At 54.0% G+C, this 14079-nt stretch carries 12 protein-coding genes and 1 pseudogene; 4 read left to right on the plus strand and 9 right to left on the minus strand.

Annotated elements, in window-relative coordinates; translation table 11 throughout:
• Positions 1 to 51: 51 nt before the first annotated feature.
• Together ACR0KM_RS18760 and ACR0KM_RS18765 are read right to left on the minus strand one after the other, a co-directional pair.
• On the minus strand, positions 52 to 1806 hold the full coding sequence (locus ACR0KM_RS18760; RefSeq protein ID WP_480861223.1) for an IlvD/Edd family dehydratase: 1755 nt from the start codon (positions 1804 to 1806) through the stop codon (positions 52 to 54).
• Position 1807: 1 nt separating this feature from the next.
• Positions 1808 to 2716, minus strand: coding sequence for a sugar kinase (locus tag ACR0KM_RS18765; RefSeq protein WP_480861222.1), 909 nt, complete (start codon positions 2714 to 2716; stop codon positions 1808 to 1810).
• Positions 2717 to 3363: 647 nt separating this feature from the next.
• On the opposite strand from ACR0KM_RS18765, the pseudogene ACR0KM_RS18770 reads away from it, so the two are divergent.
• Positions 3364 to 3798: pseudogene (locus tag ACR0KM_RS18770) on the plus strand (IS5 family transposase); the annotation flags it as partial.
• A gap of 323 nt (positions 3799 to 4121) precedes the next feature.
• Here the strand turns inward: ACR0KM_RS18770 and ACR0KM_RS18775 are convergent.
• Positions 4122 to 5498 (minus strand): aminotransferase-like domain-containing protein, encoded by a 1377-nt coding sequence (locus ACR0KM_RS18775; RefSeq protein ID WP_480865541.1) that lies wholly within the window; start codon positions 5496 to 5498, stop codon positions 4122 to 4124.
• On the opposite strand from ACR0KM_RS18775, the gene ACR0KM_RS18780 reads away from it, so the two are divergent.
• A complete protein-coding gene (locus ACR0KM_RS18780; RefSeq protein ID WP_480865543.1) occupies positions 5484 to 6035 on the plus strand; it encodes a DUF983 domain-containing protein in 552 nt (183 codons plus the stop codon). The two genes, ACR0KM_RS18775 and ACR0KM_RS18780, sit on opposite strands and share 15 nt — an antisense overlap.
• Positions 6036 to 6117: 82 nt before the next feature.
• Here the strand turns inward: ACR0KM_RS18780 and ACR0KM_RS18785 are convergent, their stop codons facing one another.
• Complete coding sequence (locus ACR0KM_RS18785; RefSeq protein ID WP_480861219.1) at positions 6118 to 7065, minus strand: cysteine hydrolase family protein; 948 nt, start codon at positions 7063 to 7065, stop codon at positions 6118 to 6120.
• Between the two features lie 20 nt (positions 7066 to 7085).
• Between ACR0KM_RS18785 and ACR0KM_RS18790 the strand changes: the two genes are divergently transcribed.
• Positions 7086 to 8003, plus strand: a complete 918-nt coding sequence (locus ACR0KM_RS18790; RefSeq protein ID WP_480861218.1) for an AraC family transcriptional regulator — start codon at positions 7086 to 7088, stop codon at positions 8001 to 8003.
• A 97-nt stretch (positions 8004 to 8100) separates the two neighbouring features.
• Here ACR0KM_RS18790 and ACR0KM_RS18795 read toward each other — a convergent pair whose 3' ends face one another.
• The 5 genes from ACR0KM_RS18795 to ACR0KM_RS18815 form a co-directional block, all read right to left on the minus strand.
• Entirely contained in the window at positions 8101 to 8958 is an 858-nt protein-coding gene (locus ACR0KM_RS18795; protein ID WP_480861217.1) for a hypothetical protein, read from the minus strand.
• Positions 8959 to 9200: 242 nt separating this feature from the next.
• Positions 9201 to 10322: a hypothetical protein gene (locus ACR0KM_RS18800; protein WP_480861216.1), complete on the minus strand. Its 1122-nt coding sequence runs from the start codon at positions 10320 to 10322 to the stop codon at positions 9201 to 9203.
• 101 nt (positions 10323 to 10423) lie between these two features.
• Positions 10424 to 10819, minus strand: coding sequence for a hypothetical protein (locus ACR0KM_RS18805; RefSeq protein ID WP_480861215.1), 396 nt, complete (start codon positions 10817 to 10819; stop codon positions 10424 to 10426).
• 90 nt (positions 10820 to 10909) lie between these two features.
• Entirely contained in the window at positions 10910 to 12280 is a 1371-nt protein-coding gene (locus ACR0KM_RS18810) for a sensor histidine kinase (RefSeq protein WP_480861214.1), read from the minus strand.
• A complete protein-coding gene (locus ACR0KM_RS18815; protein ID WP_480861213.1) occupies positions 12277 to 12999 on the minus strand; it encodes a response regulator in 723 nt (240 codons plus the stop codon). Before ACR0KM_RS18815 ends, ACR0KM_RS18810 begins: the two co-directional genes overlap by 4 nt.
• Positions 13000 to 13181: 182 nt before the next feature.
• Here ACR0KM_RS18815 and ACR0KM_RS18820 point away from each other — a divergent pair, with 182 nt between their 5' ends.
• Complete coding sequence (locus tag ACR0KM_RS18820) at positions 13182 to 14009, plus strand: MipA/OmpV family protein (protein ID WP_480861212.1); 828 nt, start codon at positions 13182 to 13184, stop codon at positions 14007 to 14009.
• Positions 14010 to 14079 lie beyond the last annotated feature (70 nt).

Consider the following 14079-nt stretch of genomic DNA (forward strand, 5'->3'; position numbering starts at 1 on the left):
CGACGGCACCTGCGCAGGCGGGTGCCGTCTTCGTTTCGGATGATCCGTCAGTCAGTGATTGTTGCGGGGCAGACGTTTTGAGGTTTGCGCATATTCGACCGCCAGTTCCAGGCAGCCGCCATCCGCAAGTTGCCCGACATTCCGGCGGTAGATTTCCTGCCAGGGGGTCGCGCTCTCAAGGCGGGGTGGCTGCCATTGCGCTTTGCGTCTGGCCCATTCATCCTCGGTCACCAAGGCGTTCACCGTTCTTTTTTCAAGATCCAGCTCAACCTCATCCCCGGTCTGCAAGAAAGCCAGCCCGCCGCCCACAACGGCTTCGGGGCTGGCGTTCAGGATCGACGGGCTTTCCGATGTGCCCGATTGCCGCCCGTCGCCGACTGTTGGCAGATGTGCCAGACCCTGCGCGATCAGTGCGTCGGGCGGCTGCATGTTGACCACCTCGGCAGAACCGGGATAACCGACGCAACCGACGTTTCGGATGAACAGGAAACTGCGGTCATCTATGCCAAGCGCGGGATCATTAATCCGTGCGTGATAGTCCTCTGGGCCTTCAAATACCACGGCGCGCCCCACAAATCGTTCATCCGTCAGATACTTCTCACGAAACTCCGGTGAGATAACGGATGTTTTCATCAGCGCCGAGTCAAACAGGTTCCCCGACAGCACCGCAAACCCGGCGCTTTCACGAACCGGGCTGTGTGCCCGCCGTATGACATTCGTATCTTGCGAACGTTCTGCGCCGCAATTTTTGCCAACGGTCTTGCCGCTAACAGTCATAGCGTCCGCATTCAGTAGTCCGGCTGACAGCAACTCTCCGATAACAGCAGGCGCGCCACCTGCGCGATAGAATTCTTCGGCCAGATACTCGCCCGCTGGCTGCATGTTCACAAGCTGTGGGATGTCGAACCCAACGGTTTCCCAGTCTTTCACATCCAGCCTGGCCCCGGCGTGCCGGGCGATGGCCTGCAAATGCGGCGGTGCGTTGGTTGACCCGCCAATGGCCGAGTTTACCACAATGGCGTTTTCAAACGCCGCACGGGTCAGAATGTCTGAGGGTTTCAGGTCTTCCCCGACCATTTCAACAATTCGGAGCCCTGTCTGATAGGCGGCCTCCATCCGTTCGCGGAACGGGGCCGGGATCGCCGCGCTTCCGGGCAATGCCATGCCCAGAGCTTCGGCAAGGACGTTCATCGTCAGCGCGGTGCCCATCGTATTGCAATGCCCCAGCGACGGGGCCGAGGCACAGGCGCGCGACATGAATTCCTCGCTGTCGATCTCACCCGCTGCCATCAATTTGCGGCTTTCCCAGATCACAGTTCCCGATCCAACCCGGCGCCCTTTCCACCAGCCATTCAGCATCGGGCCGCCGTTCAGAACAAGCGCGGGCAAATCCACCGTCGCTGCCCCCATCAGCATCGCCGGAGTGGTCTTGTCGCATCCGGTTGTCAGAACCACCGCGTCCAGAGGGTAGCCGTGCAGAACCTCGACCAGCCCCAGATAGGCAAGGTTCCGATCCAGCGCAGCAGTCGGGCGTTTGCCGGTTTCCTGAATCGGGTGGACAGGAAACTCCATCGGGATGCCGCCTGCATCGCGGATGCCCGCCTTGATCCGATCCATCAGGAACAAATGTATCTTGTTGCACGGCACCAGTTCGCTACCGCTGTTGGCGATCCCGATGATGGGTCGGCCCGATTGCAGTTCCTCGCGCGTGAAAGTGCTGTTCAGGTAGCGTTCGATATAAAGCGCTGTCATCCCCGGATCATTTGCGTTGTCGAACCAGTTTTGCGATCTGAGCTTCTTTTTCATGTCACTTTTTCCTGAGATCGGCGGGCAATTCGACAAGCGCGCCATATTCCTGGATAACCACCGATGCGACTTGATGCGCAAAGGCGGCAGCGTCAGCGGGCGTGGCCCCGGAATTGCGCGCCGCGATATAAGCCGCGTTGAACGAATCCCCCGCCGCTGTGGTGTCAACTGGCACCACCTGTTGCGCAGCAACTTTCTGAACGCCATTTGGCGTCGCCACAAGACAGGCCTCGCCCCCGCATTTCACCACAACTTCCGCAGCGCCGTAGCCAAGATACCGATGGGCCGTGGCCATCGGATCCGGATCACCAAACAGCCGGGCATCATCGTCAAATGTCGGAAACGCCCAATCCGAAACCTGCCCCGCAGACTTGATCGCAGCTTGCGCCACGCTGTCGGCCTCCCAAAGTTGTGGGCGGATGTTCGGGTCGAACATCACCGTCTGGCCACCCTTCCCAAGGCGGTTCAGCAGGGTCGCGCGGTCCTGCGGTGAGAGGATCGCCAGAGTGATACCTGAAAGGTAAACCTGATCAGAGGCAGCCAGAGCCCGGTCCAGCACATCAGGATCAGACAGCATCTGGCGCGCAGCCGAGGTGCTGCGCCAATAGGAAAAATGCCGCTCTGAACCTTCCAGATCAATCGTATAAAGCCCCATTTGACGATCGGTCGCCTGCGAGGTGAAATCCGTCCCAATCCCGGCTTTCGCCGCAAATCTCAAAAAGCTCTGTGATGTTTTGTCCGTCCCGATGCGCGAGAAAAACTGGACGGGTTTTGAGCTGTTGTTCAGATTTGCCAGATAATACGCGGTGTTGAACACATCCCCTGCAAATCCCCTCGACCAGTTGTTCTCAGCCGCAGAGCGCGCAAATTCGACCATAGCCTCGCCGATCAGAAGGATGCTCCGCGTCATTGGGCCTGAGCCTCAAACTGAAACACTGGGATATTGCCAGCCCCGGCAGCCCATTCCGGATAGCGTTCCAATTTGAACATAGGTCGTATTTGCCCCTAAATCTTGCGGGTTTCATGAGCACTATTTGGTCAGAATATCAGGTCACTACGTCATGTCATAGGCTTCATGACCAAAAGTTCACAATTGAGCGACAAAACCAATCGGTGACGCGGAAATAGGGCGAGTTGGTGACTGACTTTAGGCTCACGCACAAGAATCTAAAGCCCCAAAGAAATCAGACGAATAGAATCGGTTCACGTTTTCAATGGTCAGGATATCCCTACCCGGGTTTGGAAATTCAGCAAAGTGCCTTGATTTTGACAAAGTAAGGCGGTGACAAAGATACCGCTTTGGTTGAAAGCCAAGTCAAAACACTACTGTAGAATGCAGATTTTAAGAGGGAATAATGGCTGTCTGACGTCAGCGCCTATGGGTCCAACTAGCGGTATTTGATAATAGAGTGTTCTTGGCTCATCGTAACCACTAAGGAGTGGAGGATGAGAAAGACGAGTAAGAGCCCCGGCGAGAAGATCGTCAAAGACATCAAGCGGGCGACACGCAAACAGTACTCAGCCGAAGAGAAGATCCGGATCGTGCTGGATGGCCGCAAAAGAAGGGGGCGCGGACGCCTGATCGGCTGAACCAAAGGCGGCATGAACACCAAATTGAATGACATCTGCGACAGTCAGGGACGACCGATTGACCTATTCGTCACTGCTGGTCAAGTCAGCGATTATGACGGCGCACGGGCGCTGCTCAGCGGTTTGCCGAAGGTCGAGTGGTTGCTCGGGGATCGTGGCTATGATGCAGACTGGTTCAGAGAAGCGTTGAAAGACAAAAGGATACACGCCTGTATCTTCGGCAGAAAGCAACGCAAGACGCCCGTCAAATATGACAAACGCCGTTACAAGCGACGCAACCGCATCGAGATTATGTTTGGCAGACTCAAGGATTGGCGACGTGTCGCGACACGTTATGATCGCTGTTCCAAGGTTTTCCTCTCCGCAATCGCCCTCGCGGCAACCGTCATTTATTGGTTATGAATCCCGACCCTAGTTTTGTCGATGTGATCTGAGAGCAGTATTCGATCATCAGGCAACACTGACGGTTCGGCGATGCCTGTTTGGCCAATCCGTGGGGGCAGAAGTTGCGTTTGATCTCCTGCAAAGACCTGCAGTTTGTGGCGCCTCAGAACTCACGCCACCTCTCTAGTCAGCATTATAGAGTGCTACAGCTATCTGAACTAAGGATGTCGCTTAGGCTCGGTAGTGTACGAACGGCTCCGATATTATGCACTGCCATTCGCTAACACATTGATAGATAGGAATATCTTTAACAGGCCGCGTGTTTTGAAGAACAGCCTGCCCTAAGCGATCCATTCCGAGTTTAATAGCACCTCTTTAAGGGTCAGAAGTTCGCGGCGCAGGCTGTTGGTCGGAATTGGCCCGCCGAGACAGACACGCAAGGCTTCGGGTGCATCACCAAGGACCGTGAACACGTCGCTCGGCATTAGTCCCATTGGACTCTTAGACATACGCGACAAAACTTCAGCCCTGCTAAAGCCCTCAGGAAGGTTTATCCAGGTGTTAAACGCTACAGGATCGGCGTTGACATCAAAGCCGCACAAGCATTCTGCTGCGACCTGCTGCCGTTGTATGGCTTCTGCGCGTACAAACGCTTGAATCTCGGATGCTGTTCCGTCGTCTAGCCAAGTGCTCAACAACGCCAAACTAAGCGGGCTTGCCATGACCTGCCCGGTACGGATCGCCTTCACAAACGCGCCTGACAGAGCGGGACCTGGTATATGCGTGAACGCTAGGCGCAGACCTGCTCCGAATACTTTCGATACTCCCATTACATGCCATGCGAGGTGCGGAACATATGAAGCTAAGGGTTGCGGGGCGTGGTCTGTGACAAAACGGTACGCATCGTCTTCGATGAGAGGCACCTTATGCGCGTCCAATATTGCGGCGATTTCCCGACGCCTCTGGGCTGGCATGGTCTGTGTCGTGGGATTGCGCAAGGTCGGGTTGAGGTAAAGGACCGCATCTGGGTGGGTCTTTAGCGCCGCTTTCAACGCATCTGGCGTCACCCCATGTGGATCTTCTTCAAGGCCGATGAGTTTGAGATCCAAGCCCGCTGCAATTGTACGGATGCCGGGATACGTGATGGCTTCACATAAGATGACAGTTTGTGGTTGTCTTAGCACGCGGAGCGCCGCTTCGATAGCCGCATGGGCTCCCGGCGTTATTGCCAAAGTGTCCATGGAGCAAGATAGACCGTTTTGTGCGATCCAAAGTGAGGCAATCTCACGATCTTTTGTGCTTCCAATGGCCGTCTGGTAGCGAAGAAGGGGCACAATGTTTGCGGACACATGGGCGAGACCGGCCTGCATTTTGGCAATGAGCACCGGATCATCTGGTTCTGGCGGCATGTTCATGCGAGGGTCTTCTTCGAGGTTCCGCCTTGGATCCACAGTTGGTTCGTCGGACGCGGGATCACTTACAAAAGTCCCCCTGCCAACATGTGCTTTGACATACCCACGTCGCGCGGCTTCTGCGTAACCTCTTGATATAGAAGAGACATCCAATCCAAGTGATTGTGCCATCTGGCGCTGCGGTGGAAGCCGATCACCGGGAGAGAGGCGGCCGGATGCGATGTCCAACTTAATCGCTTCTGCAATCGCAATGTACTGCGGTAGCTCCGCATGTTCGAGTTCAGGAACCCAATGCTGCGCGTTCATATTCGCCGCCTGTTCGCCAATGCATGCCACGTCTTTAAAGGAGGGCTGGAATTGCATCAAGGCATAGCGATGCAATTCTTGTGTGCTCCTATATTGACTGCATGCAATTATGATGCATATTTACATACAATGCTCGAATACACACGGAGTTTCTTCATGGTTGAATCAATTGATACCCTGGAAGACACACGCCTGATGAAGCCTGCGATTTGGAACGGGCTATGTCTGAAATGCCCCCGCTGCGGCGAGGGACGCTTGTTGCACTCGTATCTAAAGGTCCGGTCTCAATGCGATCACTGCGGCTTGGATCTGTCTCATCAAAGAGCCGATGACGGGCCAGCATATCTGACGATTTTGATTGTCTGCCACCTGCTGGGATTTGTGCTGCACATCGTCTACGCGTATGGCGACCCGGAACCCCTGATGGTTGCTCTCGTTTTGTCTGTCGTATCAGTTGGAGTTTCTCTTGCTATGCTACCTCGGTGCAAAGGCCTGATCATCGCCATTCAATGGGCGAAGCGTATGCATGGGTTCTGATCGTGGCGATCAGCTCGGTGCAAACCTGAGCATTTGGTTGGAAGTGCAAGGGCAACACTTCTGCCACCCTTGCGTTATTGTACTAAGTCGCCGCAGCGCGGATTTGCGCAACAGCTTCCTCAGTGGTCCATACAGCGTTTGCCATGTACCGGAAGTTGACCAAAGCTGCGAGATAACCGTCACCTTCTGGCAATTGCGCCGCCGCGGTCGCGTCTTCAACCACGGCTACTTCAAAACCTTGTTCCAGCAGCTCGCGCATGTGAGATTCAACACACAGGTTTGCCGACATCCCCGACAAAATGATTTGATCCACCTTTTGCTTACGCAGTTGGAGAGACAGATCGTTGCTCTCGTTGCCATAAACCTTATGGGGCGAGGCAACGATCGTTTTGCCGTCGTTAATGTACGGTTTGTACTGCTCCAGCCAGTCGGCACCCGAGCCTTCGAAACCGTCCAGGTTCAACTGACCGGCGCGATCGAACATGCCGATTTTATGCATCAGCTTTTCCAACGCACCTTCGAATCTCCAGCCATGATCGGTCGGGAAGTAGTAATGCGGCGACACAGCTGTGGTGATGTCGAGCTCTTTGGCGACTTTAAACAAAGTCTCAATGTTGTCGACAGTGTTATGCTGTTGCACCGACGCACCGATGACCCCCCATGTGACACCCTCTGGGCTGAGAAAGTCGTTTTGCGGGTCGATGACCACGAGCGCCGTGCGGTTCAGGTCCAGCTTCATGTCCGAGGGCGGAAGAGCGGGTTCAGCCGGACGGGCGTAAGGGTCACTGGATTCCTGGGCCTGCGCGACGCCACCAACCGCAGTCACGGCGGCCGCGGCAGAGCCCGCGATCCCAGTAGTGAGCATCGCGCGGCGCGACATACGGTTTTCGCCACTGCCACGATTGTGATCAGAACAGTTACACATGGTCTTATCTCCTTTTGGGTTGCGTTCCCCAAAGATGGCGCAACCCAAGTGCCTTCGCGTCTTGATGCGGGGCGCATCCTGCTCGCGCTGTGCTTTTCCGTCCAAATACCGTGCTGGAGGATCGCTTGAGCTACGAACATATCTTCGAAAACCTGGAGATCGGTGCTGAGCCGTTCGCGCTGTGTGAGCTTCAAGGGCCTTGTCATATCGGACTTAAACCGGACTCCATGGCAACGCTGCACTATATTTTAAGCGGAGAAGGCGAGATCAGGTTTCGTGGGTTGTCTCCGATATCTGTAAGCAAAGGCAGCCTCGTTCTGGTGCCGGGTTTCTTTAGCCATGAGCTGCGGAGCTTCGGTCTTCAAAAGAACCTTGCTCCCGCCTGCAAACCTGCGGAACTGACTCTCGCGCACATACTTGAAGCTACCGAGGCAACGACCGAACCACAGGGGCAACTTTTGGCACTTTGCGCACGCGTGACCATTGGGCTGAAAGGCGGAGCCGATCTTATTAATCTGATCCATGTTCCTATCCTGGAGAATTTTGATGGCGAAGACGTTGTGCAGCCTATCCTTCGTGCAGTGTTGCGAGAGCTGACAGCTCCCAACCTGGGAAGCCGCCCAATGATCCGCGCGCTTTTGCTCCAGATCATGATCGAGATACTGCGTCGTCGGTTGAACGAGAAAGAGTCTGCGCTACGCTGGATGGCTGCTCTACGCGACCCGGCTGTATGGAACGCGCTACGTACTATGATGGATCGCCCCGGAGACCCGCACAGCGTTGAGAGCCTTGCCGATACCGTCGGTATGAGCAGATCTGCTTTTGCCAAGCGTTTTGCCGAAAGCTATGGATCCGGGCCAATGGAACTTCTCCGTGACCTGCGGATCCGTCGCGCGGCGAGCCTCTTGCAAACGACATCTTTGCCGGTGAAACGCGTCGCCGAAATGGTTGGGTTTGCAAGCCGAAGTGCATTCACCCGGCAGTTTGAATCCACAACAGGTCAAACGCCCAGCTCGTTCAGGCAACACCATTTGGAAGACTAAATTAACCAGTCTGGAGGGAGCTGTCAGATTACACAAAAGAACTTCTGAACCACCACCGTCTTAAGAACACCGACGCGTTGATGTTTCACGTGCCTTCTCAGGTCAGAATAAACAGCGTGGCAGCGACAACAGAAAAAACAGAGAGTATCGCCAAAGGCACACTGTACGCTGCCCTTGTCCACTTCTTTCTCGCGGATACGAGAGACGCGATCTGCCCGGCTATGAGCAGTGGAATCCCGGCCCAGTAAGACAAGGAGTATAGCGCCTTTAGCCAGGAAAACCCGTTCGAATTTGTCGGCCATTCGACAAACGCAAAGATCAGGGGGGTGGTGAACCACGCCAGTAAAAGCAAAAGCGCGCAAAGAGAGGTTGCTGCGAAGAACAAACGATATCGGTGATCGGGCGTTTTTGGCGGCGCGAGTGGCCAGGTCCCAGTGATCCAGCTTTGGCTCAAACCAGGCAGCAATACCTGTATGACATCATCGTCTCTTGGATCAACCGCTTCCCAATCCAGCCAGCGGGCGCTCTTGTCCAATAAACCGGTTTCAAGGCAGCGGAAATAGAGATCGCACCAGCCATGATAAGAACTTCGTAGGGTCCGATCCGTTGGAACACACAACTCCAAAACAACATGGACGCCCTTCTCGCGCTCGGCCTCAGAAAGAAGTTCATTGGCAAGCTGGGCTACTTTTTCCCGGTCACATTGCCACGCCCAAACAGGAGGATTCCGACCATCTGAAAGTTCCAGGCGAACCATTGTCTCCAGTGCGAACTCATAGGCCATCCGCTCTTTGTCGCTCAACTCAGCGACCGCCCAATCGGGGCGATACCATAAGCCTGCGTCGAACTGATCAAGAACGCTTTTATGCTGGACTGTGAACAGACGTAGCTTTGATGCGTGGCAGAGATTGGTCGGCTCATTGGAGAAGCAATCGGAGTATGTTTTTTTAGTCATTTCTCGTCGGATCATTCGTTACATGGAAAAAATGGGGCGGCCCTTCGATCATGAGATTGATCCTGATAAAGCGCGTATTTGCAACCAAGGCACGCAAAGCCTGAGGAAGAAACGTTCTCCTGTTACATGGCGCTGTATATGCGACTTAGACATCTGGGTTCTTTCAGAATAACGGGCTGGGTTTAGGGGCATGAAGCCCAGATAACGGCTTAAAAACGCATCTTTGTGTTCGTGTTCTTCGGTCAAGGGCGGTCAATCGAATAGGGTTCGGCCTGGGTTGGATCGACTTTCCACCCAAGGTCTTTGAGAATTCCTATCGTGATTGGTGAAAGGCGCGACCCAAAGGTCATCAACTCCTCATCCACCGGGATAATCGCTGTGCCATCGGCAAGGATCCATCGTTCCTCATCGGGTCCACTTGGGTCATTGGGGTCATCAGTGGTATAGTAGGGGTGTGTTCCATAAGGGTCCATGGGCAGGAAATCGAGTTCCAATCCGGAAACTAGCCTGTACGCGGAAACACCATGTGGTTGGCGATAAGCGAGACCTGCACGACCTCTAGACCCCTCGGGCGCTGAAGTCAGCCAATTTCGCACTGAGGAATTGGGCGAATTCTCCGGAATAGGATAATCCCCAGGAGAGAACTTTCCCGAGTCTTCAAACACGTAAAACGCCGTCCCGATGCCGAGAGCGTGCCCGAACTCATGTAAGACAGTTAAGCGCCGCTCTTCGTGGTTGTCCCAACCCGCCATTAGAATATCACTGTCGAGAATGATCTCGGCATGCAGCGGCATGTAGCGGCCAGGCAATACTTCTTCCAGCGTATCAACACCCGCGATACCTGTTGTATCGCCCAGACGGCTTGCGCGTACGTCTATATGAACGGTGTATTCTTGGTTTAGGCCTTCTACGCCCGTAACGACCGATAGCCAGCGGTCTGCAGCCTCAACAACCAAGGCAATGTTCTCCTTGGTCCACCTGTGTTGTTTGAACCATATACCGGTCTCGATCGGATCGACAAAACTGAGTGCGAATGAGACCGCGCCGTTGGTGCGTACAACAACAGTGACTTCCTCCGCTCTAAAGTGCGAACTCAAGCCCAGGGTGGCAAACAATCCCAAGCTCAGCAACACGCCGAAGCCGCTGAGCAATCTGCGTGCTCTATGCATCACATGCTCTTTCCTTGAAAAACCCAACACGCCAATGAGCTGAAACTCGAGCACGTCGGAAATCTCCGTCAGCGTGTTGCATCTTGTTTTCTTCACCGTCTTAGTCCTGATCAAAGAAAGTGCTCGATCGGCCAATTCGATCAGAGCTATGCAACGCATCTTCCGCTCTGATTGCAGGATATCAATGCTGGCCATCACCCACATCGGTTTTGCCTATCTGTGGATGCATCTTTTGCCGTCCTGTGCGCGTTTTCCGTCTATTGATACCGCGCCACGACAATACGCACGTCTAGTCATCAAGTGTTCATGTCGGCAAACGGCTCTGCTACAATTTGATATTCGTCTTCATAAATAACATATCCGATACGCTTTTCTTTCAGTATATCAATAGTGTATCCGCATTCATCGAGTATGCTCTTCAACTCAAATGCTCTGGAAATGTGTTCAGTAGCCGATGGTTTGAACCAGCTGAGTCCCTTGGTTTCAGAGCTGTTGCGCCTTTTGGTAGAGTTCCTGGAAAACTGCCCTGGAAGCGGAAGGTTTTTTGCAAACCACTCCCGTAAAACATCCACGCGTGCAACCGTGTTCACATCGGAAAGAGGGTTATCCGCAAACTCACCTGCTGCCTGAAAGAAGCCTTCGCGAGAGCGCATTCCTTGAACTGTTTTAGCATATACGAAGCGTATGTACATCTATCAGCTTCTCGAGTTGGCGTCGGGGTTTTAACAGCAGATATGAGGTTCAGTACTGCTATGTGGGCTACACTAGGGGAAACAACACGATCATTCACTTTGTTCGCGTGGCAAGGTGATTATCATCCGAAAACCGTCCGTTAGAGTCTGTGGGCGAATGTCACCACCCTGTTTACGCATAATGGACCTTGCGATTGATAGCCCAAGCCCGACTGAGCCTTCGGCAACCGACCGCGCCTGATCCAAACGGGCAAAGGGTGCAAACACGTCTTCGAAGTGCTTTTCCGGGATGCCGGGGCCACCATCGTCGATTGTGATACAGATGTCTTTCGCATCACATTCCAGATGCACCTGTGCCTCTTTGCCATATTTGACCGCGTTTGAGACCAAATTGTTCAAAACGCGTTTCATACCTGACTTTGGTCCAACAACCCAACAGTCGGGTTGAGAGGTTGAAAACGTCACTCTCTCAGTCTGATCTGCCAGCCGCTGACACATCGCAACAAGGTCAATGTCCTGATGGGGATCGCTCGATGCATCTTGCCGCGCAAATTGCAAAAAGCTCTCGACCATGACCTGCATGTCATCCAATGACTCGACGATATTGTCCTTCAATCCCTGATCTTCGATAAACTCCGCACGCAATCGTAACGACGTAATCGGTGTTCGCAGGTCATGGCTGATTGCGGCCAGCATCATGGTTCGGTCCTGAACAAAGCGCGATATGCGTTCCTGCATTGTATTCAGCGCGACGATTACGGACGACAGTTCCAGTGGCCCACCCTCTGGCAAAGCTGGAACGTCTTCACCCCGCCCGATCTTATCCGCAGCCTCTTTAATACTGCGCAGCGGCGCCGTGATCCGCCGGGTCAGGAAAATCAGGACAAGTGTTGTCCCTGTCAGAGTCAACAACACAGAAATGGACAAAGGAATAAGCGCGACGCTGAAGCCATCAAAAGCCAGCGATGTTACGGTCATCCATGTCTTGTCAGGATATTGAAGGGACGTTTGCCAATATGGGCACTCGGCTTCGATCAGAGGTTGACCCTTCAACAGCAGGCATTGATCGAGCCTGCCGTTAACCCACATCATCAGGATTTCTGGGAATGACGCCTGACCAAAACCAACAAAAACGGGAACATCAGGCAGTTCAGTAAAGGCTCGAAGACTCATCAGATCATCCTCGGCAGGCGGTTTCCCGCGCGCGCTGGATGCTGCTTCGAACGTAACGTCCAGATCCGAGGCGATTTCGAGAATACGTTGCCTTGAGGTTGCATCGACCTGGCTGCTGAACTGGTAGATCGACACAATCCGACCGAGGATTTGGTCGTCTTCATATTGTGCGATCCGGTTGTCAGTATCGACAAACAGCAAAAGCAGAACGATGGCCTGCGCCAGAAAAACCGCGCCGATCGTCAGGGCCAGAAACCGGCCGGTGAGAGTGCGCGGCCATAGGATCATGGCTTGATCACATCGCAGGAAAACAGGTACCCGCTACCCCAAACAGTTTTGATGTAGGTCGGGTTCTTGGGATCGGCCTCAAGTTTTTTGCGCAACCGGCTGACCTGATTATCAATACTGCGGTCAAAGACCGCGGCCTCGCGGTTGCTGACATGATCCAGCAACTGATCACGCGTCAAAAGTATATGCGGGTGCCGCAAAAAGGTCGACAACAGGCGAAACTCGATACTGCTGAGCGCGATGGGTTGGCCGGGCGAGACCGAGTGGACCAGAGTCTGCGTTTGTGTGTTCAGCCTCCAGTCGCCGAACAAGACAGAGCCAGCATCAAGCTTTGAGTAACTGCGCGGCAAGCTGTTCACCCGCCGCAGCACGCCCCTTATTCTGGCGACAAGCTCTCTCGGGTTGAAGGGTTTGGTGACATAGTCATCAGCGCCCATTTCCAACCCGATGACCTTGTCCAGTTCATCCGATACGGCGGTCAGAAGGATAACGGCTGTGTCCGTCGTCTCGCGTATCCTGCGACAGATATCAAGGCCGCTTTCACCCGGCATCATGATATCCAACACCACCAGATCAATATTCTCTTGCTTCAATGCTGCAAATGCCTCTTTCCCATTGGATGCGGGGGTAACGCGGTAGCCGTGCTTGCGCAGAAAATCGACAAGCGGATCCCGTATGCTTTTGTGATCGTCAACGATCAGAAGATGGGGGCTGGACATTGCAAGTAAACGATCAGGGTCTCTTTCCCGAAAGCTAACGCAGCGCAGGTCGCATGCAACCACTTCAGTGTATCAAACTGTATCAAAGGCCATTGATGATACAATTGATTACAAACTCATGCCTGCGTGGCAAAGACTTGTGAAACTTCGGGTCCAGAACAAGAGCAACGACAGCTCAACAGATGGACCTCGTCATAATGCTTTCCTGTTCAAAACGCATCTTCAGTATCCCTGTTCTTATTCTCGCTTTTGACCCAACCGTCTCGGACGCGCGGAGCCTGTCAAAAGACTGGGACTTCTTTGTCGGGGTAGGAATTGAACGCTCACCTGAATATGAAGGTTCGGACCAGTTCGAGACCGGTTTTCAGCCTGGCTTGCAGGCGATCTGGCGCGACCGGCTTGCGATTTCCTCAGGTGGGGTTGAATTGTTTTTGTTCAACGATCAGCCCTACAATGCCACGATTGGATTGGGGTATGGCGGGGGGCGCGACGAATCCGACAGCGCCGCACTCAGCGGATTGGGTGATATTGACGCCGGGCTTACAGTTTCGTTGGGTGGTCAATACGATCTGGGTGTCGCCGTTGCGACGATCGATGTCACCAGATTCACCAAAGGCTCGGAAGGAACGCTTGTCAGCCTGGGTTTGCAATCCGACGTACCGTTCGGAGTTATTACGGGCGGTCTGCGGCAGACAGGCAATCGTATCGACGATGAAGGGCTGGTGATCACCGGCGGCCTCTCGCTGGATTGGGCGGATTCGAACTATGGTCAGTCTTTCTTCGGAGTGACGGCGGTTCAATCGGCCAGCTCAGGATTGCGCACGTTCGACGCGGGTTCGGGATTCAAATCAGTCGATGCGACCATCGGGTTCGCAAAGCCCTTGGGCCGCAACTGGGGGATCACCGGCGAAGTCACATATTCGGTTCTTCTGGGGGACGCGCGTAACAGTCCGTTGACCCGGCAACGGGACAGTCTGACCTATGCGCTTGGCATAAGTTTCAATTTCTGAAGCTTTTAGGAACAGCCATCAATGCATCTACGTTTTCTTAACCCGCAAGAAGCCATGAACACAATTTGGA

This window comes from Ruegeria sp. G10 (assembly GCF_056533645.1).